Here is a 23,866-nt window from a genome sequence, read left to right on the forward strand (position 1 = left end):
TTTCCACTGGTCAAAATAATAGTATACGGCTTGCCAGTGCGGAAAGCTAGGCGGCAGGTTTCGCCATTGACAGCCGGTGCGTAACATCCAGAAGATGGCATCCATGACGGCACGTAATTGGTGTTTACGCTTGCGTTGAAGGTTAAAAAAAGGCGAAATTGCTGCCCACTGGTAGTCGGTCAGTGGTTGCCACTGCTTAGTCATTACTTTGTTTCTTGGTCGATACAAAGTTGACTCGACTACCAGTCCTTATCAATTCCCCAACAAGCTCTAAAGCAGTTGATAATCTTCGAAGTTTGGTGAGGTTTTCTGCCTATTATAAAGCTTTAACGGAGCTTACAAAAATTCCTGGCGTTCCCTTTACAGGTACGAATGCACCTTATTATAAAATCGCATTAGACCTTTTTAATGATCAAAACCCTGAATTAGCGAATGAGAATAAATGGATGCGGATGCGCCGAGGTTTTGATTTAGTATTTAATACATTTTATGAGGAGTTTCAAAATACTCTTAATTTATTGGTTGCTGATAAAGAGAGCAGAAGAGCTTACTTAAAAAGAATAGTTGAAAGTTTGCATACAGGTGAATTTACTCAGGGGAAGTACAGGGAATTGGTCACTTTTTTTGAATCTAATTTCTTTAAAGATCTGAAGGGTGAAATTGATAATACCTTATGGGAAGAATTAGATACAATTGGTTATGCAGCTTCGATTGGATTGATGTATAGCTGTGCAGTAGATAATATGCTAAAGAGAGAGTTGAAAAATGAGGGTATTTCAATGAGAGATGAAGTATTGCCAGAGGGAAAGGAGCCTCAAAATGATGAATCATCTGTAAAAACATTCAGCCAGAAAGATCAGGGCGATAAGAATAAAAATTTCCTTGATGAGATTGCCACTATTGAGCATATTAGTGGCTTAAATAGGAATAAAACGCTTGTTAGTGGACTTAACCCCTATTTATATGCGCCACTTGCAACTCTATCTCAAAAGCTGGAAGGTAAAGCTTATGACGAGATGCGTGCGTTTTGCCGAAATGAAGTAAAAAAAGTAATTGATAATTTAGGAGATGTAGCTATTTTGATAAAAGCCTATGACGATGCAGTAAAAAAACAGCCTGATAAAAAAGCTACATTGCTAATAGAACATCGAGATCAATACGTGAATATAATTAATGATAGATATGTAATTATTGAAAGTTGGTATACTGATTTCTGGGATGATGAAAGGAAAACTGTAGAAAAAATAAATGACTTAGAATCATCCATAAATATATTCTGTGACGGATATAATAAACCTTTTCTTGTCGGTTTGAGACTTTTAAAAAACTTATATCTATATCGTAGTGCTATTGATTGGTTTAATAATTTGATAAATGCTAGTAATAAAGGTAAGAATTTAGCTAATAATGATAATACAAGAGTCTTTCAATCCCCAGATGAAGAAAAGCCCAAAATATTTATACCAGTAGTGATGAAGACAAGGTTGTTTAAGACACTATCAGAATCAACTCCAGGGGATTATCATACTGACTTAGAATTATTACTTGAAAATGGCCAAAGCGAAAACCGAGTTTGGGTAAAACTACGAGCAGATTCTTTATCGTTTATCTTTAAGCAAGCCAGAGAAGCTACAAATGGCAAAATCATAGATGATATGAGATCAGTAGCAAACTGGATAGCCGCTTACTTTAGTTGGGGCAAGAAGAACCCTAAAGCTGTTTCTGAGGCTACTGCTTATAAAGTCTTACGTGGGAATATAGAGGTTGGAAAAGACAACCAAATACGATTAAAAGTATAGTGACCTTTTTTGAGACCTTTCTGACCTTTTTTATAATGGTATAATAGTCAAGGATTTATCTGTGGTTTTTTGGTCACTTTAAAAGTGACTTTTTTTGTTTACTGACGTTTGTTTCGTTCATCGAGCAACTTATCCGGTGGACAATATAAACGTGATAAACTGGTTTGAAATCTTTGCGGATAGGCTCACCGCGATTGAAGAAGGTCAAAAAGAGATACTTGCATTATTATCCCATTCCACCACCTCCACAGATACCAACCCCTACGGCAGCTTTCAATGGCTGTGCGACACTTGCTCGAATGTGCCACCAAGTACTTTGCGTATTAAATCTGCAGCAGGTGATATACCGGGTGTTATTAAGTTTGGCAAACGCGTCCTTTATGAGAAAGCAGTTGTGTTGAATTGGCTTCGTAGTCAGACACGTCAACCCGTAGAATACGCCTTTGCTGAACATCGAGCTGACGAACAAATATCGCGTCAACTTAACAAGAAAGGAGGTGTAGTATGAATAGCCTCCTCTCCCTCCCCCAGATCGAGAACTTCCTCGAAGAACTGATCGCCCGTAAGATTATTCTTACTGCTGGTGCCCTACAACAGTTACTACTCGCCACACTTAACTAACTCCACATCAAAAAGCCGCCAACGGGGGCAACCGAAGGCGGCTTGACATTTACTGCAATGAGTGAAAGACAACACAAAGATAATTCTTTTGCCGGAGATTTTGGTAACTATGCCGACATGCTGGTAGAAGAAATTAGTCAGCAAACGACTGAAAGTCAGTCAGCCAATGCCGATCAGTTTGGTCTATTTAATGTCAAGCCCGCCCATCAATGGCTTGAACAGGCCAATAACCGGCCTATACCGAAAATGCTTTTTGGGGAAATGTGGCACGAAGGGGAGCTGTGCATTCTCTTTGCTGACACTAACCTGGGTAAATCGATTTTGACCGTTCAGATAGGCGATAGTATAAGCCAGGGTAGAGCCATTCCAGGCTCGAAACTAGAAGCCCCTAAGCAGCCTATTCTTTATTTTGACTTTGAATTATCGGATAAGCAGTTCGAGGCTCGGTACTCGGTAAACTACCAGCAACATTATCGATTTGACCGTAATTTTTTGCGGGCAGAAATCAACCCCGACTGCACTCTACCAGAAAGCCAGACTTTCGAAGACTACCTAAACGCATCTTTGGAGCAGTCTATAATCCAAACCGGCGCTCGGGTATTGATCATCGATAACCTGACCTACCTGCGAAACGAAACCGAGCGTGCTAAAGATGCCTTACCGTTAATGAAACACCTGAAGGCGCTTAAAAGCCGCTACGGCCTTTCTATTCTAGCTTTAGCTCATACTCCCAAAAGGGACCTGACAAAGCCACTTACCCGGAATGACCTACAGGGAAGTAAGATGCTCATCAACTTTTGTGATAGTGCTTTTGCTCTTGGGGAAAGTAGTCAGGATAAGCAAATCCGCTACCTGAAGCAAGTGAAAGCCCGTAACACCGAGATTATTTATGACAGCGAAAATGTCTGTCTCTACCAAATCGCAAAACCTCACAACTTTTTACAGTTCGAATGGATTGGTTATGGCTCAGAACGGCAGCACCTGCGTCAACAGTCAGAGCAAGACAAAGCAGGTATTGTTGACCGTGTCAAAGAAATGGTCACTGAAGGTAAATCGCAGCGTGTGATCGCCAGTGAGATAGGCATTTCGCTGGGTGCTGTCAATAAGTATGCAAAGCAATAAAGCGTTCACGGTGTTCACGGTGTTCACACCATGAACACCGTGAACACCGTGAACGCTCAGGGATTAGAACACATCATTGACATAAGTAAATGCCTTGCCGAATTCACCATGTCTGTCGTTACCAAAACTTACCGCTACCAGCTACCGGCTAAAGCACTGAAAGGCGATTGCCCGCAATGTGCTCCTAAGCACCGGAAGACGCTCAGTCGCTACATCGATACCCGCAGTGATGAACCTTTGCCCGACATATATGGGCGATGTGACCGGGAAAGCAACTGTGGTTATCACCTGAGCCCCTATCATAAAGACGCTACTGGTTCCTCCTATGCCAATGAGGTTTACCAAGCCAGCCGCCAACAACTACTCCAACCAGCCAAACCAGCGCGATTCAACTCACTCATGACACCGAAGCCATCTATTCACAACATGCCAGCTAGTACTATCGATCCAGCTACTATCCCCTGGGAAGTGGTCCAGAAATCACTTAGCCACTACGACAACAACCAGTTTGCAAATCATCTGATCAATCATTTCGACACAGAATTAGCCAACAAATTGTTGGCCCAATTTCAAGTAGGCTCTTCCCGATGTTGGGACAATGCCGGAGCCTGCGTTTTCTGGCTCATAGACGAACAAAACCGGGTTCGTGGTGGACAGATTAAGCTGTTTGATGAAACCTTCCATACGGTCAAATATGTGGATCGAGAAGGGCGCAAACGCAGCCGGACCAGTTGGGTTCATTCGGTACTGGCCTACCAGTATGACAAAGCAGAAAAGCCGCGTCCTGATTGGTTGACAGACTACATCGAACAAGGCGAATTTGCCCCCTGTCTCTTTGGATTACCTCAGCTACTGAATGCCCCAAAGGATAAACCCGTCGCTATCGTAGAAGCGCCTAAAACAGCCGTGCTTTGTGCGCCCTACTTTCCGCAGTTTATCTGGCTGGCTGTGATTGGCCGATCCTACCTGAATGCAGAACGCTTAACGCCCGTCCGTAATCGGCCTATTGTTCTCTTCCCGGATCTATCCACCGACGGTAAGGATTACCACTACTGGGAGAGTAAAGCAAGTGCGCTACGGCAACAGGGGTTTAATGTGCGAGTATCCGATTACCTGGAGCGTCAGGCCAATCAGGAGCAGCGAGAAAAAGGGTTTGACTTAGCTGATTTCTTATTGTTGACCAATGCCTGGCAGGGTAGACTAGCAGGGAATGAAGAATCACGTATACAAGGTAGCGTTAGAAGAGAAGAGGTTCGGGTTGCTACTCTCTTGAACGCTACTCCGATTCGGTTACCGAAATCACTCGAAGCTAAATGGCAGCTATTCGGCAGACCACCATTGTGGTGGAACAAGATCGCTACACATAAAGCCATTCAACGCTGTTTAGCGCCTGATGAGGAGCCGAATGAGCCACAGTCTGTAACGACCATTCAAGAGCAACTGGCGAATCCTGGAGCGGTTTTAAAGCCTGACGAATCCCAACTTGAACGATTAACGGTAGAGGATGTAACAAGTTACCCCGCTGAGTGGGATGAGCCCAGCCCGCCGGATGCGGTACCAATCATTAAATCGATGAACTTTCACGAGTGGCAATGCCAGAATCCTTATTTCTCACAGATGGGACTAGCCTCCCTCAACACCAAACAGTCATGACCCAGTTTCGCACGATGACCACCATTACCGCCCAGTTCGATAATACGACTGTCGATCAGGTCAAGTTATTCCAGTTCTTTTTCGCGCTGCCGCCTTATTTGCAAGCTGGCGTTCACCGGGGTCTCTGTCAGGAGGCCTGTTATTATCTGGCTCATGCCGATGGCGTAGATTTTTGGGTGCGTAGGTACCTCATGGGGAAGTCCGTCACCTTGCATCGGGTGTTCTGGGAGATTCGAGAGTTTCAGAAACGTAATCCCGTAGCGGCTCAGGAACTAACTATCTTCGTGCTGGATACGATCCATAACACACTACTGGCCGAGGAGTGGTACGAGCTAATGCCCCGTTTCCAAAAAGCCCGTAAACACATCAGGAAAGCTTTTCAGATATAGCTCTCTCTGTCGCGGGCCTTAAATCATCTGCGTAAAAATGCACCCTACACTCGCTGCGATTGCTGAGACGATGAGTAGTACCGTAAACCAGGTATCTGTTTCGATTAGCGTCTCTTTATTCGTTTCCAGATCAATTAATGAGTTCATTGTAAGTACTTGTTATTTGTCGTAGTAGTGAACGGTATATTAATTAGATGTAGCTACATCAAAATAGTCACGAATGCGTGCAGGATATTTAGTAAAAGGTAGTTCTCAAACACAACACCTATTCGCACATAGCTATGAGTAATAACCTTGATATGTATGATGATGAGTCGGATGAGTTAGAGTTTATTAACGACCCTATCATTCTACGCTACGCCGAACGGCTCTATGACTTAACCCAGGAGCTAATCGAAGAAACGGACGGTTACACAATGAACCGGGAGCAGATTGAGCAGGTGATTGACTCCTTAACCACCGTACGGCGAACGATGGCTTTGGCTGATGAATTGGCCACGCTGGATGCCATATTACGGATGACCTTCTCTAATCAGTACTATAACCCTGAATCGGATGCTAAGCCTGCTTTAACGGCCTTTCCACTTAGTGGCGAGAACTAACCCCATAGGGGAGGGTGGGTAAGATCTTTAAAAAGGGACTTGCCACGAATCGCTGTCTCCCTCAAAAAAAATCGGACGCATATTGACAAACCAAAAAGTATCAACCGACATGGCTAAAGGACGCCGACCCAAACCAACCGAAGTGAAGCTGCTACAGGGTACTCTGGAACGCAGTCGAATCAATCCCAACGAGCCTAAACCGCTGCTCGAAGTACCGCTTGCCCCTGACTGGCTACCCGATGAGGTGAAGGATATATTTAACGAAATGGCCCTACATTTTGCCGATATGCGGGTATTAAGCAAAACAGATGGCCGAGCTTTGGAACTGCTGGCTGACGCCTATTTTGAGTATCGGGAAGCCCGACAGTTCATCATTGCAAATGGCTCGACTTATGAGAGCATAACTAAAGATGGTGGAAAGATTGTACGGGCTTATCCCCAAGTTAATATTGCATCAGACGCGTTCAAGCGGGTGCGGGCTATGCTTATTGAGTTTGGCGCGACTCCTGCTGCTCGCTCTCGGGTAGAAGCGATACCTGACACAAAGAAAGACAATGCTCTGCAACGATTAATGGCTAGAAGAACAGACAGATGAATCGTTCTTCGGCCGATCTTCGCCGGGTATTCGAGGTGCTTTCGTGGCTGTTCACACCTTCTTATTAATCACTTAAATTGAGGTTTACAGGCTCCAAATGGGCAAAATAATGGCTAGGGGTATCCCCTCTTGAAAATATTGCACGAAGATGGCTGAAACAGGGCTGCGATTCATGGCTTAACAACCTTCATGGATTCAACCCACCCTCCCCCTAGTGGAGAGAAGGTGTTGGTATGTGCCGCTCTTTAGCACTCTTACGGGCATGGCAGGACTTGCACAGGGACCGGGTATTATCTATATCCAGTGGAGCACCTCCCAGCCGAATGGGGTTAACATGGTCCACAACAGTAGCCGGAACAAGTCGTTTCTTCTTCAGGCATTCCTCGCAGAGTGGATCTTTTTCCAGCTTGGCTTTCCGTAAGTTTCGCCACGGAGCATTGCGGTAGAACTGATTGGGCACTCCTCCCTGCTCTTCATTGGACCAGCGAGAGGCTTTCTTCTGGCTTTTCTTCTCCCAGTATCTGGGTGTTCGATGTATGGTTGGCATGGTGTAGGTGAATGGTAAAGCTGACAATGTGGATAGTGGCCTCAATTATGGCTTATATCCCTATACTTGGTAATAATCAATGTTGTCTTGAATTGATCTATTGCTTGCTTCTCTACCCGGTTCTTTAGCCAGGAAGCACGGTTTAGGGTGTCTAGGTATGTAAGATGCTTTTTAGCGGGCACTTTGGGCATTGTACCGATTTGGTGTGTGTCCTGATAAATAAACGGAGTAACTGATTCGCCGTTTATATCTTTGGCCCGCGCATCGATCGTGTGGATATGGGAGGGTATGAGATAGCCCATGAAAAAGGTCTCGTCTATAGCTGTATGTCTGGACAGTTCCAGTAGTTCTTTCTGGTGTTCTATGTAGGCATAGTGATTAATCAATAACTCCCAGTTTTCCGTTTGCCCGGTTATATAGACATCTCCGTCGTTGGTTGCGCTTAATAGAATAATGCCGCCTTGCCGCCTAGTCGGCCCTAGTACGAGTCCGCCCGCACTTCCGTCTACCAATAATTCAGATCGTACAAGCCATTTGAAATACTCTGTTTTTAAATAGGTAATTCCGTCCTTCTCGTAGGTGTTTTCTGTCAATATCATAGTAGATGGCGTTTTAAAAAGTTAGCGATTGAATTGAATAGATGGGCCACCCGTATAATAGTTACTTGTACTTGTATGTTCCAGTACAGCCATTAGTTCCGACCCCCTAGCTACAAACTCACCCATAACCATAACCTGTGGCTGTCGTGCGCCTACATTGGCGAATCGTTGTACTAAGTCACTGTTCATTCTAGGGTTTGTATCGGTAGAGAGGTTAAGCCGCTTCATAATATCCCCCGCAATCAACTGAGCACCCAGGGCAACCGGGGCAACAAACTCACCTCCACCACTTAGGGCGCGTGCATTTTCGCCAACCCTGATAATTTGTTCACCCCTGAAAAGGCCACCCCCTGCAAAATCTTTAACGCCTAGGGCTTTGATTGCGGCCCCTCCGCCAATCAATACAGCCGAAGCCGCCAACTGAAAGCCCGTAGGCAAGGCTAAAAGCCCAGCAAAAGGCCCAGCCGCCAAAGCAGCAGCCTGTTCAAACAGAGCCGCCATAGCCAGCGCCTTACCTTGCTGGATGAGGTAGTTACCTAGTATATCCGTTAGGTTCTGAATTGCCGCCTTTATTGGATTTGTCCCAGATCCTATGGCCGTCCCTATGGCTTCAAGTGCCCCAAAGCTGGCCTGAGCTAAACCCATAGCCGCCCCTTTCATTTGCTGCCCCAATTCCTCAGCAGTAGTCTTTACTTCCTGCCCTGCCGCCTTCATTTTGTCAATCCGGTCCTGTGCCTTTTTGATCCATTTTTCATCGTTCCCTTCGCCCGGTTGTGTCATAGCGTCAGCCTTACTGGCCGAATCCATACCGAGCTTAAGCAACTCTTTAAACTGTTTAAGTCGCTCTATTAATTCCGGGGGAATCATCTGCTTATTGATCGCCAGTGCCGCAATGGTCGTGCGGATTTCGTCAATTTTAGCCCGAATAAACTCTAAGCTAGGTTTAGCCTGTTGGACATTATCTAGGAAATCTTTAGCGCCAGTTTTGGCGAACATAAAGGGCGAAACGGCTGAGATTTGTACAATACTGACTAATGCCGCCTTAAGTTTCTCGTTAGCGTTTGGGCTAACTATTTCAGCCAGCCCCTTAATTTCCGTCTTTTGGTTTTTACTGGTAAGGGCTTGCAGATCGGCAATAACGCTACGGATAGACTCTAATTGAGCCTGTTTTTTGGTCAGTTCCGGTGAATCCCCCCCTATGGCCTCTATCTGTTTGACTAAATCGGCCTCGTACCGCTTAAACACAGACATATTATCTGCGGGTAGGGGTTTAGGCCCCGTCTTAGCGCTTTTAGGGGTAATAGCAAGGGCTTTCGGCATATCTGAGGGTTTGCCCTCTGCAATGCGTATTTGGTCCTGTAGCCGCTTTATCTCCGACTCTCCCAGCTTGGTATCAATTTGATGCAGCCTGATTTTTTCCCGTATAAGGCCAATTTGTTGCAAATACCCGCTAACGGTTGATTTGGTAAGGTCAGCTTGCCTGGCTGCGTTCTCTCCCGTTAATCGGTTTAATTCTGCCTGAGCTGTGGCCTGTTTGCGTCCTGCCTGTTCTAGTACTGTTGCCAAGGCAGAAAAAGAGCCACCACCGTAAACCCCCATACCTAAATTTTGCTGAGGTTGGGAAGCCGCTATTTTACGAGCCAGGGCAATACGGTCAGCCGCGCTTAACTTTTCTAATTCCGTGATAGACTTACCGGAAGCCGTAGCGAGCTGTTGAAGTGCTCCTTCCTGTGATTTAATCGACTCGGTTAAATCGTCAGTTGCCTTTTTGATAGCCTGTTGGCCTAAGGCTATACGGATCTTCTTTTCGTACTGCACATTAGCAGCCGCCAGCCGGGTAGTGAGTATGTCAGTTGTTACGGATTCAGCGTTTAGTTGGCCTAAAAATTCCGGGTACTTCTGGTTTAACTGTGTGATAAGGCTTAGTCGTACCGTTTCGTTGTCATTAGCCAGTGCGATAGCGCCTACCAGGCCGTTTAACTCGTTCTTTTGCTTTTGTAGGTCCTCAGCCGGAGAGTTGGCGATTAGATCTGTAACAACGCCTAGAAACTTCTGAGAAAGGTCGATAACATCCTTAAAAACCGCCGAAATACCACCATTACCCAGAGCGACCAATAAGCGGTTGAACGTATCGCCCAGGTTACTAATTTTCCCCTCTAAAGTTTGACTGACTGCCGCCATACTGCCAGCTACCCCGCCCAACTGGCCAAACTTATATATGGCGTTGGTTATCTCTTCACTGGTATTCTTAACCGTTTGGGTTACACCCTTAAACGATAGCGTTACCTGATCGCCGGATTTAGACGCCCTTACCCCAAACTCTTTTAGGCGCTCAAATTCGCCCGATTGGGCATCTAGTACGGCCTCTGTTAACTGGTCGAATCCTTTGCCCTGTGAGGCCGCTAAATCGCCTAGATTGGTTAGCTGTTGACGAGTTGGAACAATCCCCCGATTGATGAACTTAATAAATGAGCCGGTTAGCTCTTCCAGGCTGTTAGGAGTTTCAGCGGCAAAGTCAGATAGCATATTCAGGTTTTGGTTTGCCCCCGATCGACTACCTAAACTGTTTTGCAATACCGCTTGGAACTTCTCAAACTTGCCAGAGGTAGAAATGATGGCATTACCGAAACCTACAATCTTCTCGGCCGCAAAAAAGCCGCCTAGGGTAGAGGCCAGTGTTTTAAAGTCGCTACCTGTTGCGGTTATATCCTTAAGTCCTGACGAAATCCCCTTAATAGGGGCTATTGCGGACTGCGAAAAGCTCCCTATTCGCTTAAAGTCATTCTGTAACTGACTGGTAAAGTTTGAACTCGCCTGTGAGCTAATCTTAAACCCTGCAATAAGGTCTGTAGCAATAAGTCCGAGACGAATATTAGTGCTATTAACGCCCATATGTTGTCTATTAGTGGTGTGGAAATAGTAGCCTTAACTACTAATTGTGACAATGTAATAATAGACAAAAAATGACTAATAATCAAGCAGTTATGTTGTTGTTTTTTTTAGCTCTACTAGTAAGGTATCTTATGAAATTTATTATTTTGCCGTGTTATTCGGAAGAATTGTCTCTTGGATAACAAATTCAATACTGATTGTATTTAGGCCCATTTTTGGCGCAAATGAAGATCCAGAAAAATAGGGTGTGATTTTAAATACCTTTTCAAAGGCTTTACTTTCGATGTCTTGAAAATTTACCTGAAGATTGATGGATGGAAAATCAGAGAAGCTAATGTTTGCATCGGGTTTAGTATCTAAAACATAGGATACGTAATGGCTGATATAGTCGTCTGGTAGGGGAATACGAACACTTGAACTAGCCTTTAAAAAGCCTAACTTTTTGATACTAGCGGATTCTATTGGAGTAGCGACCCCTGAGCCATCTTTATAGCTTATCAACTCCCCGGTCGGTCTAAGGTCTATTGTTAAACCAGCAATTGACTGAGTTAACAATTGTTTTACTTTTTGTCTATCATATTTCCAGGTGAGCGTAATATTTTTGGCAATGCCACTTGCTCCATTAAGTAGTTCTAACTCAACCAAGCATGGGCTATTGATACCGTCATATTTTAAAGAATTTACTGAATCTGTTTTAAAATAGTCACAGCCACTATAGCATTTATAGTTATACATCAACGGTTTATTCTTTTCAGCCCTTTTTATACAAGCGTTAAATTGTATAGGTGATTGAATAGAAATGTCAGGCAGTAGGGCTGTTTTACGCTGTAATTCCATTAGCTCCAAATTTTGGTTGGAGTAGTAGGTTGTAATGGCTGTGCTGATAACCGAAATCACTACAGCCAAAATCCCAAATAGAGTACCTATTTTGGTCCAATCTCTTTTGGGTGGTTTAGGTGCTCTTGTTTTAGCCATTGTTGCTGATTATTAGCTCAATATATGAATTGAATAAATAGGCGCATTGCTCGCTCAAGATTATGTAGATTAGCTAAATATTAACAGTCTTACCCTGTATGCTATTCGATGTACCAGCCTGATTTGACGAACACAGCTTTCATTGATTTAGTCCACTACCTGATTCGACTACCGGCTACAGCCAGTGCCGTTCAGATAAACCAAGTGTACTGGTTAGTACGAACTGAGTTGGAGTATTTAATCGATAACACTGATAACGCTTCAGTCTATACGGATGCCTGGCAATGCGTCGGGGTACAGGGTCAACAAGATTTACAGGATTATCTAAGGGGCGATGATTCGGCCTTGGAGCGGCTAAAAAGGAATATAGCTGAAAGTATCCGTTTATTGCCGTAATTCCCTTGCTATTCCTGATTACTTACTCAACTGTTTGATGTTTTTAGTTGTTGACAGGTTATGAACCCTGTCATTGCCCCCGGCGACCGCGTATTAGTTACCCCCTATGTGCGGGGCTATGCCCGTAAACCCTACCGGGCAACGGTGATCGATTGGACGCCTAGAGGCAAGTTGAAAGTAAAAGCGGACAGCGCTGGAAGGGTAATTGTAGTCAGTAGCGAAAACGTTAAGAAGGTGGCGGAAAAGAGGGTGGAATAATATCTAAGGATAACCTTGCAGATGCAGTTGGGCGTTTGGGTTATAATGAAGTTGCCCGCTTTGATCGAACCCGACACGAGAAGCATTGGCGGAATAGCCTGTAGGAAGTTGAATAAGATGTCGGATTAGTACATGGTCTGTAGCAACTGGCAGCCGATTTAGAGACCAGGTTTGAGGGGAATTCCAAAGACCAGGTTGTATCGTAGTAATCCCCCAAGAAAGTAGTTGTGACCAATTATACCAAAGGTACATTCCATTAGTGGCTCCAGTCAAAATATCGGGCCGCCCATCATGGTTGACGTCTCCAATTGCTAAACTTTCAAAATATCCAATAGGCAATTCAAATGGCCCACTGAATCCCTTATTGCCCGTATTAAACCAAATAGAAATCACATTCTTTGAATTGTCCGTTGGGTAATAGGTTGAAAGTGTCAGCAAATCCATCAAGCCATCATTGTTCAAGTCACATATAGCCTCAACACTCATAAGGCCCGAAAGTATTGGCTTTAGACTGTCGAATGAACCATTACCCAGGTTGCGTAAAAATTTGGCTCCTGGGTATGTGCCAACTAGAAAATCCAAACGCCCATCTGCATCAAAATCTAAGCTAACTAGGCTACTTGCTTCCTCTGATAGTGTAAAATCAGTAGGAGTTGAGAGAGTACCATCTCCAGCATTAAGATAAAACCGTATAAATGAATATCGACTTGGGTACGATCTGAAAATTAGCACAGCTATATCTTGTTTCTGATCACCATTTATATCAGAAACTATATAATCGCTAATCGAGTCGTAATTCTGAGAGTACTGTACAGGTTCGGCGAACGTACCATCCCGATTATTGATAAAGAGGGCAATACTTGCTGGAGAGCAGTTGGTCCTGGTAACAATATCGAGATAAGTATCATTATTCATGTCAGCTAATATAGAAGTCACGGGCTCTGTACAATTGGGGCCCGTTTTATAATGGACAGGTGAGGAAAACAAACCGATCCGGTTGTTTAGCATAACTGAAATGCTATTATTGTTATAGTTAGTTGAGACCAGGTCATTCCATCCATCATTATTAACATCGCCAGTCGTTAAAGCATTAGATTGTACCCCAATTGCTTGATAAATTGGCTTGGCAAAGGTACCGTCACGCTGATTCCGGTAAATGTATAGCGCATTCCCATGAACAGATGTCGTGTCCCCCGTTAAGCCGATCAGATCGGCATATCCATCATTATCAAGATCAGTAAGAGTAGATGTATTTGCCCCAGCGGGAATAATGTTAGCACTTCCAAACAGGCCCTGATTACGATTAAGTAAAATGGTAGCCGTACTATTGTCACGGTTGAGAATAGCTAAATCTGGCCACCCATCGTGATTTATGTCTTCAACAGCGAGCCTACTTGGTCCGGCCCCGACTTGGTATTGAATACTCCTTTCGAAAGTACCATCTCCTCTGCCTCTCCAAACCAATATATAAGTATGGACAGCATCAGGAGTTAATAAATCTGGAACACCGTCACCAGACACATCCTTAATTGCAATATTAAGATTCAATCCTACTGATCCAATTGTAGAGGGGGCTTTGAACTGCCCCTGACCAGTATTGATTAATACAATTAACTGGTTTGCAGACCAAGATGTGACTATTAAGTCAGGGGTTCCATCTAAATTTATATCACCCGCTTGGATAGTAAAAGGCACTGAAGACAACTGTAGCTGACTAAATTGTGTAAAAGTAGAGTTGCCAAGGTTACGTAGTAGGCGTATTGAATTATTGATGCCGCTAACAAGGGCTAGGTCAGGGCGTGAATCACCATCAAAATCAGCGACAGTTATAGACCTGACAGGTTCAGGCATTGAGACTGCTTGCCCTGATGAGAATGTTCCATCTCTATTATTAGTCAGAATACGATATTCTCCCCATCCCCCAGCAGTAACTAAATCTAGCCAGCCATCCCCATTGAAGTCTGCAACCGCTAAGGATGCATCACCTGCAGTGCTGGGATAATTACCAGAAATGCCTATTATCCCGTTAGCAGTGTTTAGTAATATAGATGTAGTGCCATTTTGATTACTAGTTATAAGATCAACGCGGCCATCGTTATTGACATCAGCCGCAGCTAGGGACTGTGGATTACCATTAATGGAGAAAGTAATTTCCGATTTAAATTGACCTGTTTGGTCGTTATATCGGATGCTTAGCGAATTATCAACTCGACTGGATATGGCTAAATCAGGAAATATATCATTATTGAGATTTGCTAATATGATGCCTTGTGGGTCACGCCCAGTTTGAAAAAACTGGTATGTGGTAGAGTCGATGGAATTTATGAAATGCTGAGCAAAGCCTTGAATATGAATGTTACCTTGAATGAGAAAAAGCGTTACTAGGAAATAGCGGTAGGACAGATGCATAGGAATCGTTTAAAGCAATAGAGTTGTGCCAAATTTACATAAACTCATGTTTCGCTATAAGATCAGCAATAAACAAAGCAGGGTCTATGTTTATATTTCCAATTTCCTGGGCCTAGATGGATATAGCCGCTAAAATAATCTGATTGATAAAGTTGAGGTTGTCAGTTGAAAACGGCTAACTTTCCGCCAAATAGGCGAAGCCGATGGCAGACATTAAGCAAAAGATAGGTCAACAGATACGGGAAGCTCGTAAGGCAAAAGGCCTAACGCAGAAGGAGTTGGGAGAGAAGTTAGGGGTTTCAGAATCTACTGTCAACCAATATGAATCCGGAAAACAGAATCTAACTGTTGATACAATTACAAAAATCGCGGAGGCCTTAGGTGTTAAGTTTTCAGCCCAATTTGATTGATATTTTTTACCTTTAAACTTGGTATATATCTTAAGTCTGTTTACTATTGCGAAAGCAATCAGTCAATAACTGACTGCTAATAAATAGCAAACCCCAACGCTTGTAATCTTGGCGGATCAGCATTGGGGCCCATGTTAATCACAAAATCTATTAAGCTTTATGATCACGGAGCAAATCTACGTGGGTAAGGGGACTTATGCAACTACCCCTCCACAAACGCCCCTTCCGGCTGACAAACGGCCAGATTCTCGGATTAATCCCCGCATCTTTCAAGCTCAAACGGCACTGCTTGAACTAACCGATCAGTTCGTGGCTGTTGGCTTTGAGCATGGCCCTCAACAAGCCATCAGCCATCTCCTCACTCAATGGCTTACTACGCCTGCTGACGAACTCTCTACCCAGGCCAGTAGTGACCAGTTCCATTGCACCCTTCTGTTTATCGATTTTTTGCGAGAACTCTATCGGGCCAAATCAGCAGCAGAAGCAAACTAAAGACTATTTCTTTCAAAGGCGGTGGTACAGTGACCGCATCGTTTTTTTATACACCCGAAAGCTGTAATAGGGTTTTTATTCTACTGGCTTTATGATTATTTCATCCACTTTACTGCATCGCCAACGTCTGTCTCTTAAAATACGATTTAGACTTCGCTTTGGGCAAACCATAGGCGATAAGCCCCGCCAACTCTACATTCGGTTATCTGTAGATGGACAAACGACCTCCGATTATGCCAGCGGTGTTTATGTTAGGCCAGATCAATGGTACTCAGCCAAACAAAGGGTACTTGGCTCATCTAAACTAGCACTGGAGATTAACCATGAGCTAGAAACGATTGAGGCTGAGCATAAAAACCTATTGGCCGAACTGCTCCGTTTAAAACAGGCGGGTGTTTTGCCGACTAAACCTTCGGCCGAAACAGTTAAACATCATTGGACTCGCAAGACAACCCTTATCCCTACTTTGTTAGAGGGGTATGATACATATGTAAAGTACCTGCGTGGTCTCGAAGGTACACCAGATGCCAGAGAGAAAAGGACACTTGATAAGTGGCAGAATGGACGCAGTTACCTGGCCGACTATATCACCCAGCAAAAAAGCGAAAGGCTAACGGTTGATTTGTTAACCCGTAAATGGGCCGAAGGATTTTATTATTACCTGATCAAGAGACCATTAGGCCAGGCCACAGCCGCTCGATTTGTTGGCTATTTACGGGCAAGTATTAACCACCTGGTAGAGACTCAGAAGGTGAGTGACAACCCGATTGCCGGTTATTTTCCTGATAAAGGGAAAGATAAACCGGTGTATTTTTTGGAACAGGCACATATTGACCAACTATGGAACCTTGAATCAACCAATCCGACGACCAGGCTAGTCAAAGACTGGCTGTTGCTGATGTGTTATACCGGTATGGATCAACCGGATTTGGAGCGCTATGTAAAAGAACCGGGCCGCTACCACCAAGTTACCGAAGCAGGAGTTATGATTGCCATACCGAGGGGAAAAACAGCTTTGATAGCCTGTATCCCGTTACTGGATGAGGTGAAGTACATACTAGCTAACTATCCGGCAGGCATTCCAACCTTGACTAATCAAACGATTAATGATTATACAAGGACAATTCAGGAGTTAATAGGCTTTGACAAACGGTTGACCACCAAGATATGCCGCAAAACCGCCGGATTTCTATTCATATGCCTAGGATACAGGATTGAGGAGGTAAGTAAAGTACTCGGGCATTCATCCATTCAGACTACTCTTCGCCATTATGTTACTACGACCGGTTCGATGGTCAAAGCGGGCATGCTGCGTGTCAAAAAAGATGCAGTGAACCATATTCGTCAACCCTTTACCAGTATTTATAAAGCCTCCTAAACCATGCATACCCGACGTAAACGCGAGATTAGTGTCTTATTCCGACTTCGCTATGATCAAAAAAATGACACTTGCCTACGCCCTCTAAAAATTCGCTTAACAATCAATGGCGAAACAGCCAGCGACTACTGTTCTGGCATCTATATACGACCCACTCAATGGGATCAAAAGGCCCAGAAAGTAAAAGGTAGCGGACCGTTAGTCACCCAAGCCAATGAAAAGCTGGCTGAGGTGGCCGCACAACACTATGAAATTCTTCGACGGCTTAAAGAGCGAAATCATAAAGGGCAAGGGAAGCGCCCAACCGCCCAATTAGTCAAGCAGGAGTTTCTGCGACCCGGTACTACGTCTCCCCGACTTCATCAGTGGTTTAAGACCTATCTGGACTACCTGGATACACTAGATGGCACAGAGGATGGCCGGTCAGAGAAAACAGTCCATCGACTCTATAAGGCCTGGGAGTATGTCAAACAGTTTGACCCTTCCTCTTCCTTTCTTACTGATCTGACAACAGGCTGGGGTAAACGCTTTCATGCCTGGTTGCAAACTCATCCTGACACAGGCAAGCGTCGAATGCAGAAAGACTCTGCTAACAAATACCTATCTCATGTACGCGATGCCATCAATCATGCCATTGACGAAGGTTACCTGACTAGTAATGTACTGGACAAGTTTCGTCCCAAACGCGGGAAAAACAAGGAAGTTTATTTTATGGAAGCCAACCATATTGCCAATTTAATGAAACTTTCATCCGACGATCCCCAGTTTTCGGCCGTTTTATGGTGGACGCGGCTCATGTGTTTTACCGGCCTGGATTACGTCGATGCAATCCGCTACGCCCGTCAGCCTGAACTATACGAATACCATACACCCTACGGCGTTAAGATCATCATTAACCGAACCAAGCCACCGCGTAACCTCTGCGAGATCCCCAAGTTATATCAGGTGAACGACCTACTGGCCCAGCATCCAACCGGCCCTGTGGACCCAAACTTAGCCGACATGAACCGTCATTTAAAGGTTATCCAGCCTATTATTGGCTTTATAGGCAAGACCCAGGACGGTAGGGACTGGAAGCTGACTACTAAGATTCTACGCAAAACAGCGGGGCCTATTTTCCTTCGTTTGGGCTACTCGAAAGACGCAGTAAGCAAGTTCCTAGGGCACTCTTCAGTGCGTACTACCGAGGAACATTACGTCAAGATCACCTCTTCTTTCATTGATGTAGAAATGGAGCGGGTTGCCCGTCAGCAATGGCTAGGTAATGTACCGCTTCGTCCAATACCTGTCGGTAATCCATATCTATCTACCCCATCCCTCTAAAGCCCATGATCCCAACCACCGGAAATCCCTATGATTGTGACGATGTAGACCTGCTTCGGGAGTGGATCGTGGAGCTGCAACAGCTAGCGACGCTCTTACGGGAAATGGTCCACTGTAGCCGTAAGCAGATCGAAGCCGAGGAGCAGATAACCAGCCTGAACGAACGTAAAGCAACGGCCTTGGAAGAGATGGTGATGCTGCTCAAACAGCGCATCAGTCAGTACGAGATTGCCTTTTCAGCTGAGCATTATAACCATGTCAGAAGATTGAATTAAGGCTGTAGGGCTGGATCGGCTTGCCGAATAATCAACAAAACGATCCCAGCAAAACAACCCTGACGAATGAAGGTGTCTTTATGTATCCTTCAGGCGAAAGCCTGGGGCTGAATTAGGAGTCGATTAAGTTGATTCCTAAGGTGTGGATAGAATCGGAAAAGCCTGGACTGGTAGTTCAGGCCTTTTTTATTAATAGACCGATTAATCAATAGATGAGTACACAGTGGAAAACCTAGCTGTTATGGTACTGTTATTGACATAGGGGTAAGTGCTTTCTGCCTTCCTTTATCCAACAAAAGACCCCTATTATTTGGATTGTTGACTGTAAGTGAAATCTGGAAAACGCTGGCTCTGGAAAGGGTAGGCGTTTTGTTGAGCATGGTATGATTTCTGTTACATTAGTCTCTAGGCCTACATCCTCTAATCAAGTTGATCCATTAATTAAGATGAATAAAATCTTCTATCTTTTCTTCCTACTGCTAAGTAGATTACTATTCGCTCAAACTAATTACGTAGTTACGTCACCCAATTCTGTTACACCAGGAATTAATAATATTCTTATTGGAACAAATGCCGGAAACACAACTTTGACAGGGGATTCTAATATATTCGTTGGGTCAGGTTCAGGTAGCTCATTAACAACTGGGGAAAGTAATATATTTATTGGAGCTGCATCTGGAATTTTTAATAAGAGAGGTTCTTATAATACATTTTTGGGAGTAAATGCTGGTCACAAGAATGACAGTGGGGAGAATGATGTATTTCTAGGTACATATGCTGGCTATTCCAATAGTATAGGTTCTAGTAATGTGTTCTTAGGTTGTTATGCTGGCTATAGTAATGAAGTGGGGACCCAAAACACTTTTTTAGGCTACCAATCTGGTTACCGTAATGTAGCTGATCAAAATACCTTCATTGGGAGTCTAGCAGGGTATAATAATTCGTACGGCTTTAATAATGTATTTATCGGTAGTGCTGCCGGTCAGAACAACAAGACGGGAGGAACTAATACATTTATTGGTAATCAGGCTGGCTATGCTAATCAAACTGGATATGCAAATACGTTCATTGGTAGCCAAGCTGGTCAATACAGCATGAGTGGAGCAGGTAATGTTTTTATTGGTAATACAGCGGGATTAAGAAACAACGAGGGGAGCGGAAATACGTTCATTGGCGTAAGTACAGGAGTTAATAACGTAAGTGGATCTGGTAATGTCGAGATAGGCTATGTGGCTGGTTATAGAAATGAAAATGGACGCAATAATGTATTTATTGGTGACTCTGCTGGATATTATAATAGTGTTTCAAACAATGTGATGTTAGGCGGTAAAGCAGGATTTGCTAATTATACTGGCAAAAGTAACACTTACTTAGGCTATCAATCGGGTTATAATGCTGTAGCTGACTCTAATACTTTTGTCGGCTATAATTCAGGTTATAATTTAACGACAGGTATTGGTAATACCTTCTTTGGTGTGAACGTTGGAGGGAATATTATAACAGGCTCCCATAATACAATTATTGGTAATAAGGCCGGGTCTGCATCGATCAATTCTGATGACAATGTATATATAGGTTATAATTCCGGTCTCCATGACAAAGGGTCACGCAATACATTTTTAGGAGCACAGGCAGGGGTTCTATTATCAGAAATTAGAGAGCCTTTAACTAATGCGACAGCTATTGGGGCAGGTGCAACTGTTGCGGTGAGCAATGCAGTGATCCTAGGCAATCAAGCCAACGTAGGCATCGGTACCTCATCCCCAACAAACAAGCTAGAGGTGGTAGCGGATGAAGATAACGCTAGCGGACTACGGTTAACCCAACTAACTAGTCAGAGCAAACCTACCCAAGCGACCGACCAGTTTCTAACCGTCAATGAAAAAGGCGATGTGATTAAAGCTCGTTATCAACTTCGCATCAACAGTCCCAATGAGTGGAGTGATAAAGTGTTTAGTCCAGCTTACCACCTTCGACCATTATCCTCCGTAGCGGCCTATATCGATCAACATAGGCATTTACCTGGCATCCCCTCGGCAGAACAGGTAGCTAAAGAAGGCGTTGACCTGGTTAATATGAATGCTACTCTGCTGGAAAAGGTGGAGGAGTTAACACTGTACAGCATTCAACTGGAGAAAGCCAACCAGAAGCAAGAGCAAGTAAATCAGGATCAGCAGAAGAGGCTAGAGGAACTAGAACGATTGCTACATCAGGTCCTGAAACAGAAGTAAGCGTTCACGATGTTCACACCATGAACGCGTGAACATCGTGAACATCGTGAACACTCCGTGTAGGAAGTGTAGAAAGTGCAGGCTCAAAACAATCTTTTTTTCGCTTGTGACTTTTGGGGTAAGCCTGTCTTATACCAGGCAGCCAACTAGAAGAATAGAGTCTGGCCAATCAAGCTGGGCTTTTTGCTTGAAAACTGCCTTTTAGCCCGTACTGAGTTAAAAAAGTATAATAACTCCCTCGAAAGCCGCCTTTTTGTCCATTTTATGTACAGGGCAGAGAACGAGCCTAAAACGAATTTATAAAAAGGCTCCTATACCCCCTTTTTCGCACAATTTGAGTAGAACAAGTAGAATAAGTCCCCCTTTTGTAGGTTTTGTAGGGTAGACGAGTGCTCGTTTTTGAAATTACTGAGATCAATTTAGGACAATTGAGTCTTCCTTGTAAGCAACCAATTAGCATTTATAAAAAGAAGGAGAGGGGGCTTTCCCTCTATTAACGCGGAAAAGGCAGAAGAAACCGAAAAATCCTTTAGACTACCAGCTGTTAACATCACCCGATGCCTGGGAGATTCCTGATTATAGTATACTGCAAACTAAAAAACAGCGACAAAGGCAACCAATTGATGTGTTTGACTTGTATTGTATATAACAAATTCATAACATAGCGGTTTAGTGATTAATCTGGGTAATTCGATGACTAAGCTGCTGGATTCTATTGATTCCGTTCCGCCCGAAAATATATACCAAGTTGATGCCTCCCGCAGACAACTCATCCCCCTGTACAGCTCAACAGTAAAAGCGGGTTTCGCTTCCCCTGCCGAAAATTATATCGAGGCCAGACTGAACCTGCAAGACCTATGTGTAGCGCATCCTGACATGACTCATTTTGTCAAAGCCAGTGGCGACTCAATGACAGGAGATTACATTTTTCCAGGGTCTATCCTGGTTATTGATTCTACGCTTGAGGTAGTTACGGGTAGGATTATCGTGGTCAGTATTGACGGTAACTGGTGTGTCAAACGCTACGTCGAAGAAGAGAAGCAGGTTAAACTCGAATCCAGTAACTCTGCTTATGCCCCTATCTACCTGACTAAACAGGAGCGTCTCGAAGTGCTGGGGGTAGTGACTTACATCATTTCTAAGCCGCCGAAATATGTACGCCCTCGTTGACGCCAATTCATTTTACTGTTCCGTAGAACGCAGCTTTAACCCCGCTCTGGAAGGTAGGCCGGTTATCGTTTTGTCTAACCGAGATGGTAATGTAATTGCCCGTAATGCGGAGGCAAAAGCATTGGGCATCAAAATGGCTGGCTATTTCTTTGAAATGAAGGAGTTGGTTAAGCAGCATAACATCGCTGTATTCAGCAGTAATTATCCGCTCTATGGTGATATATCCGCCCGATTGATGAGCTGCCTGGCCAAGTTTGTGGAGGACGTAGAAGTCTATTCGATTGATGAAGCGTTCCTACTGGTTGATGATAGCTACAACCAATACTACCCATCTTATCAGGGTTTAGGTGAAACGATTCGGGCGAAAATCAGGCAGTGGCTACGGATACCCGTGAGCATCGGCTTCGGCCCCACAAAGACCTTATCGAAAATAGCTAATAGGCTAGCCAAGCAGAATCCAGCCTATCAGGGGGTCTGTGTTCTGGATACACCGGAGAAGATCGATAATGTTCTGGAAACGTTTCCTGTTGAGGATATATGGGGAGTGGGTCGTCAATCAGCCGGAAAACTGAAGAAGTTCGACATTCGTACAGCGGCACAACTGCGGGATGTACCGGATGACTGGATACGCCAGCAAATGACGGTGAATGGAGTCAGGCTGGTTTATGAACTGCGAGGCAAGCCCTCTAAGTTTCTGGAAGTAAATCCCCCTGCCCGGAAGTCGATCTGCACCGAGCCTGGTTTTGGCCAGGTGACACCCAGCTATGAGCAAGTTCAGGATGCCTTAACTTTTCACCTGTCGAGAATCTGTGAAAAGCTCCGTAAACAGGATTCACTGGCAGGCTGTGTAATTGTTTATCTGCGCACCGACCCCAACCGCAAAACGCCAGGCAATGGATTACCCAGTAAGCAGTTCAGTAACTCTCGAACGGTACGATTACCTCATCCAACCAGCTCGACAGCCGACCTGTTGCAGTATGCATCAGCAGCTCTGAAGGAAATCTTCGTTTTTGGCTACCATTATCTCAGGGTAGGTATCATGCTAACTGACCTGGTGCCTGCGGATTATCGGCAAAAGGGATTGTTTGTAGAAGGCCCCAATGAAAAATCATTGAAGCTGGCTAAAGTGGTGGACAAACTAAACTACCGCTACGGAAAGGATACCCTGAGGTTAGCTTCTCAGATGCGTGATCCTGAATGGCCCATGAAGCCGAAGTACTTATCGCCCTGCTATACGACTCGCTGGCAGGACATATTAATCGTTAAATAAAACCAGGTATATACGATGAATCGAAAAGAACGCACTCAGGTATGGGCCAGAAAAGATGAATTAAGCAAGGCACTGCGCCAGCTACCGGCTGATGATAAACGCTCACGGGAATATATTCAGCAGCAGATTGAAACCTGTAATCAAGCGCTGATACAAGATAAGTTTGAGCTTATTGCCACAGAATGAAATATGTGGGGTGGTCCCGTTTAGCCGGACACTTTACTTATGAGAGTTTGACAAAACAGTTTGATAAAATTGGTTTTCAAAGTCAATCGGTGAACGGTAGCCTAACGACGAGTGCAGCCGACGCACGTTATAATACCCTTCAATATAGTTAAACAACTCAGCACGGGCATCATCTAGACTCATAAAACAGCCATCCTCCAGCAACTCGGCTTTTAAGCGTCCCCAAAAAGACTCAGCATGCGCGTTTTGATAGGGATTATCAGCTTCCGCCATG

At 44.3% G+C, this 23,866-nt stretch carries 24 protein-coding genes; 16 read left to right on the top strand and 8 right to left on the bottom strand.

Annotation, left to right across the window (positions count from 1 at the left end):
- Nucleotides 1–204 (bottom strand): transposase (locus tag B153_RS0126905; RefSeq protein WP_020597120.1); only part of this gene is annotated, 204 nt, incomplete at its 3' end.
- Between the two features lie 26 nt (nucleotides 205–230).
- Here B153_RS0126905 and B153_RS0126910 point away from each other — a divergent pair.
- The 5 genes from B153_RS0126910 to B153_RS0126935 all read left to right on the top strand — a co-directional run bounded on the left by B153_RS0126910 (nucleotide 231) and on the right by B153_RS0126935 (nucleotide 5,584).
- Complete coding sequence (locus B153_RS0126910; RefSeq protein ID WP_157634901.1) at nucleotides 231–1,799, top strand: hypothetical protein; 1,569 nt, start codon at nucleotides 231–233, stop codon at nucleotides 1,797–1,799.
- A gap of 94 nt (nucleotides 1,800–1,893) precedes the next feature.
- A complete protein-coding gene (locus tag B153_RS0126915; protein ID WP_020599859.1) occupies nucleotides 1,894–2,307 on the top strand; it encodes a hypothetical protein in 414 nt (137 codons plus the stop codon).
- A 170-nt stretch (nucleotides 2,308–2,477) separates the two neighbouring features.
- Nucleotides 2,478–3,542, top strand: a complete 1,065-nt coding sequence (locus B153_RS0126925; protein WP_020599861.1) for an AAA family ATPase — start codon at nucleotides 2,478–2,480, stop codon at nucleotides 3,540–3,542.
- A 30-nt stretch (nucleotides 3,543–3,572) separates the two neighbouring features.
- Nucleotides 3,573–5,195, top strand: a complete 1,623-nt coding sequence (locus tag B153_RS35980) for a DUF6371 domain-containing protein (RefSeq protein ID WP_020599862.1) — start codon at nucleotides 3,573–3,575, stop codon at nucleotides 5,193–5,195.
- Nucleotides 5,192–5,584: a hypothetical protein gene (locus tag B153_RS0126935; protein ID WP_020599863.1), complete on the top strand. Its 393-nt coding sequence runs from the start codon at nucleotides 5,192–5,194 to the stop codon at nucleotides 5,582–5,584. Before B153_RS35980 ends, B153_RS0126935 begins: the two co-directional genes overlap by 4 nt.
- 18 nt (nucleotides 5,585–5,602) lie before the next feature.
- Here B153_RS0126935 and B153_RS38745 read toward each other — a convergent pair whose 3' ends face one another.
- Complete coding sequence (locus B153_RS38745; protein ID WP_020599864.1) at nucleotides 5,603–5,731, bottom strand: hypothetical protein; 129 nt, start codon at nucleotides 5,729–5,731, stop codon at nucleotides 5,603–5,605.
- 134 nt (nucleotides 5,732–5,865) lie between these two features.
- Here B153_RS38745 and B153_RS0126945 point away from each other — a divergent pair, with 134 nt between their 5' ends.
- Both B153_RS0126945 and B153_RS0126950 read left to right on the top strand, forming a co-directional pair.
- Nucleotides 5,866–6,186, top strand: a complete 321-nt coding sequence (locus tag B153_RS0126945) for a hypothetical protein (protein WP_020599865.1) — start codon at nucleotides 5,866–5,868, stop codon at nucleotides 6,184–6,186.
- Between the two features lie 109 nt (nucleotides 6,187–6,295).
- Nucleotides 6,296–6,781 carry a phage terminase small subunit P27 family gene (locus B153_RS0126950; protein WP_020599866.1) on the top strand — a complete coding sequence of 162 codons (486 nt, stop codon included), beginning with the start codon at nucleotides 6,296–6,298 and terminating at the stop codon, nucleotides 6,779–6,781.
- A gap of 211 nt (nucleotides 6,782–6,992) precedes the next feature.
- On the opposite strand, the gene B153_RS37405 is transcribed toward B153_RS0126950, so the two are convergent.
- The 5 genes from B153_RS37405 to B153_RS0126980 all read right to left on the bottom strand — a co-directional run bounded on the left by B153_RS37405 (nucleotide 6,993) and on the right by B153_RS0126980 (nucleotide 14,857).
- On the bottom strand, nucleotides 6,993–7,328 hold the full coding sequence (locus B153_RS37405) for an HNH endonuclease (protein WP_020599867.1): 336 nt from the start codon (nucleotides 7,326–7,328) through the stop codon (nucleotides 6,993–6,995).
- A 41-nt stretch (nucleotides 7,329–7,369) separates the two neighbouring features.
- Entirely contained in the window at nucleotides 7,370–7,927 is a 558-nt protein-coding gene (locus B153_RS0126960) for a hypothetical protein (protein ID WP_020599868.1), read from the bottom strand.
- Between the two features lie 21 nt (nucleotides 7,928–7,948).
- Nucleotides 7,949–10,819 (bottom strand): tape measure protein, encoded by a 2,871-nt coding sequence (locus B153_RS0126965; RefSeq protein WP_020599869.1) that lies wholly within the window; start codon nucleotides 10,817–10,819, stop codon nucleotides 7,949–7,951.
- Nucleotides 10,820–10,960: 141 nt separating this feature from the next.
- Nucleotides 10,961–11,794, bottom strand: a complete 834-nt coding sequence (locus B153_RS0126970; RefSeq protein WP_020599870.1) for a hypothetical protein — start codon at nucleotides 11,792–11,794, stop codon at nucleotides 10,961–10,963.
- A gap of 657 nt (nucleotides 11,795–12,451) precedes the next feature.
- On the bottom strand, nucleotides 12,452–14,857 hold the full coding sequence (locus tag B153_RS0126980) for an FG-GAP repeat domain-containing protein (protein WP_020599873.1): 2,406 nt from the start codon (nucleotides 14,855–14,857) through the stop codon (nucleotides 12,452–12,454).
- A gap of 203 nt (nucleotides 14,858–15,060) precedes the next feature.
- On the opposite strand from B153_RS0126980, the gene B153_RS0126985 reads away from it, so the two are divergent.
- The 9 genes from B153_RS0126985 to B153_RS37880 all read left to right on the top strand — a co-directional run bounded on the left by B153_RS0126985 (nucleotide 15,061) and on the right by B153_RS37880 (nucleotide 23,592).
- Nucleotides 15,061–15,267, top strand: coding sequence for a helix-turn-helix domain-containing protein (locus B153_RS0126985; protein WP_020599874.1), 207 nt, complete (start codon nucleotides 15,061–15,063; stop codon nucleotides 15,265–15,267).
- A gap of 159 nt (nucleotides 15,268–15,426) precedes the next feature.
- Nucleotides 15,427–15,759: a hypothetical protein gene (locus tag B153_RS0126990; RefSeq protein ID WP_020599875.1), complete on the top strand. Its 333-nt coding sequence runs from the start codon at nucleotides 15,427–15,429 to the stop codon at nucleotides 15,757–15,759.
- A 91-nt stretch (nucleotides 15,760–15,850) separates the two neighbouring features.
- On the top strand, nucleotides 15,851–17,137 hold the full coding sequence (locus B153_RS0126995) for a phage integrase SAM-like domain-containing protein (RefSeq protein WP_020599876.1): 1,287 nt from the start codon (nucleotides 15,851–15,853) through the stop codon (nucleotides 17,135–17,137).
- Nucleotides 17,138–17,140: 3 nt separating this feature from the next.
- Nucleotides 17,141–18,460 (top strand): phage integrase SAM-like domain-containing protein, encoded by a 1,320-nt coding sequence (locus B153_RS0127000; RefSeq protein ID WP_020599877.1) that lies wholly within the window; start codon nucleotides 17,141–17,143, stop codon nucleotides 18,458–18,460.
- A 5-nt stretch (nucleotides 18,461–18,465) separates the two neighbouring features.
- Nucleotides 18,466–18,735, top strand: a complete 270-nt coding sequence (locus B153_RS0127005; protein WP_020599878.1) for a hypothetical protein — start codon at nucleotides 18,466–18,468, stop codon at nucleotides 18,733–18,735.
- Nucleotides 18,736–19,181: 446 nt separating this feature from the next.
- Entirely contained in the window at nucleotides 19,182–20,966 is a 1,785-nt protein-coding gene (locus tag B153_RS0127010) for a hypothetical protein (protein WP_020599879.1), read from the top strand.
- 693 nt (nucleotides 20,967–21,659) lie between these two features.
- Nucleotides 21,660–22,136 (top strand): translesion error-prone DNA polymerase V autoproteolytic subunit, encoded by a 477-nt coding sequence (umuD, locus tag B153_RS0127015; RefSeq protein WP_020599880.1) that lies wholly within the window; start codon nucleotides 21,660–21,662, stop codon nucleotides 22,134–22,136.
- On the top strand, nucleotides 22,120–23,406 hold the full coding sequence (locus B153_RS0127020) for a Y-family DNA polymerase (RefSeq protein ID WP_020599881.1): 1,287 nt from the start codon (nucleotides 22,120–22,122) through the stop codon (nucleotides 23,404–23,406). Before umuD ends, B153_RS0127020 begins: the two co-directional genes overlap by 17 nt.
- 15 nt (nucleotides 23,407–23,421) lie before the next feature.
- Nucleotides 23,422–23,592, top strand: coding sequence for a hypothetical protein (locus B153_RS37880; RefSeq protein ID WP_020599882.1), 171 nt, complete (start codon nucleotides 23,422–23,424; stop codon nucleotides 23,590–23,592).
- A 33-nt stretch (nucleotides 23,593–23,625) separates the two neighbouring features.
- Here B153_RS37880 and B153_RS0127030 read toward each other — a convergent pair.
- Nucleotides 23,626–23,866 (bottom strand): integrase core domain-containing protein (locus tag B153_RS0127030; protein ID WP_020597260.1); only part of this gene is annotated, 241 nt, incomplete at its 5' end.

Origin of the sequence: Spirosoma panaciterrae DSM 21099, assembly GCF_000374025.1 — a bacterium.
In the GTDB taxonomy this organism is placed as follows: domain Bacteria; phylum Bacteroidota; class Bacteroidia; order Cytophagales; family Spirosomataceae; genus Spirosoma; species Spirosoma panaciterrae.

Coding starts and splice junctions, on each gene's coding strand:
- B153_RS0126925 (WP_020599861.1), top strand. CDS start 2,478: ATGAGTGAAAGACAACACAAAGATAATTCTTTTGCCGGAGATTTTGGT.
- B153_RS35980 (WP_020599862.1), top strand. CDS start 3,573: ATGAACACCGTGAACACCGTGAACGCTCAGGGATTAGAACACATCATT.
- B153_RS0126935 (WP_020599863.1), top strand. CDS start 5,192: ATGACCCAGTTTCGCACGATGACCACCATTACCGCCCAGTTCGATAAT.
- B153_RS38745 (WP_020599864.1), bottom strand. CDS start 5,731: ATGAACTCATTAATTGATCTGGAAACGAATAAAGAGACGCTAATCGAA.
- B153_RS0126945 (WP_020599865.1), top strand. CDS start 5,866: ATGAGTAATAACCTTGATATGTATGATGATGAGTCGGATGAGTTAGAG.
- B153_RS0126950 (WP_020599866.1), top strand. CDS start 6,296: ATGGCTAAAGGACGCCGACCCAAACCAACCGAAGTGAAGCTGCTACAG.
- B153_RS37405 (WP_020599867.1), bottom strand. CDS start 7,328: ATGCCAACCATACATCGAACACCCAGATACTGGGAGAAGAAAAGCCAG.
- B153_RS0126960 (WP_020599868.1), bottom strand. CDS start 7,927: ATGATATTGACAGAAAACACCTACGAGAAGGACGGAATTACCTATTTA.
- B153_RS0126965 (WP_020599869.1), bottom strand. CDS start 10,819: ATGGGCGTTAATAGCACTAATATTCGTCTCGGACTTATTGCTACAGAC.
- B153_RS0126970 (WP_020599870.1), bottom strand. CDS start 11,794: ATGGCTAAAACAAGAGCACCTAAACCACCCAAAAGAGATTGGACCAAA.
- B153_RS0126980 (WP_020599873.1), bottom strand. CDS start 14,857: ATGCATCTGTCCTACCGCTATTTCCTAGTAACGCTTTTTCTCATTCAA.
- B153_RS0126985 (WP_020599874.1), top strand. CDS start 15,061: ATGGCAGACATTAAGCAAAAGATAGGTCAACAGATACGGGAAGCTCGT.
- B153_RS0126990 (WP_020599875.1), top strand. CDS start 15,427: ATGATCACGGAGCAAATCTACGTGGGTAAGGGGACTTATGCAACTACC.
- B153_RS0126995 (WP_020599876.1), top strand. CDS start 15,851: ATGATTATTTCATCCACTTTACTGCATCGCCAACGTCTGTCTCTTAAA.
- B153_RS0127000 (WP_020599877.1), top strand. CDS start 17,141: ATGCATACCCGACGTAAACGCGAGATTAGTGTCTTATTCCGACTTCGC.
- B153_RS0127005 (WP_020599878.1), top strand. CDS start 18,466: ATGATCCCAACCACCGGAAATCCCTATGATTGTGACGATGTAGACCTG.
- B153_RS0127010 (WP_020599879.1), top strand. CDS start 19,182: ATGAATAAAATCTTCTATCTTTTCTTCCTACTGCTAAGTAGATTACTA.
- umuD (WP_020599880.1), top strand. CDS start 21,660: ATGACTAAGCTGCTGGATTCTATTGATTCCGTTCCGCCCGAAAATATA.
- B153_RS0127020 (WP_020599881.1), top strand. CDS start 22,120: ATGTACGCCCTCGTTGACGCCAATTCATTTTACTGTTCCGTAGAACGC.
- B153_RS37880 (WP_020599882.1), top strand. CDS start 23,422: ATGAATCGAAAAGAACGCACTCAGGTATGGGCCAGAAAAGATGAATTA.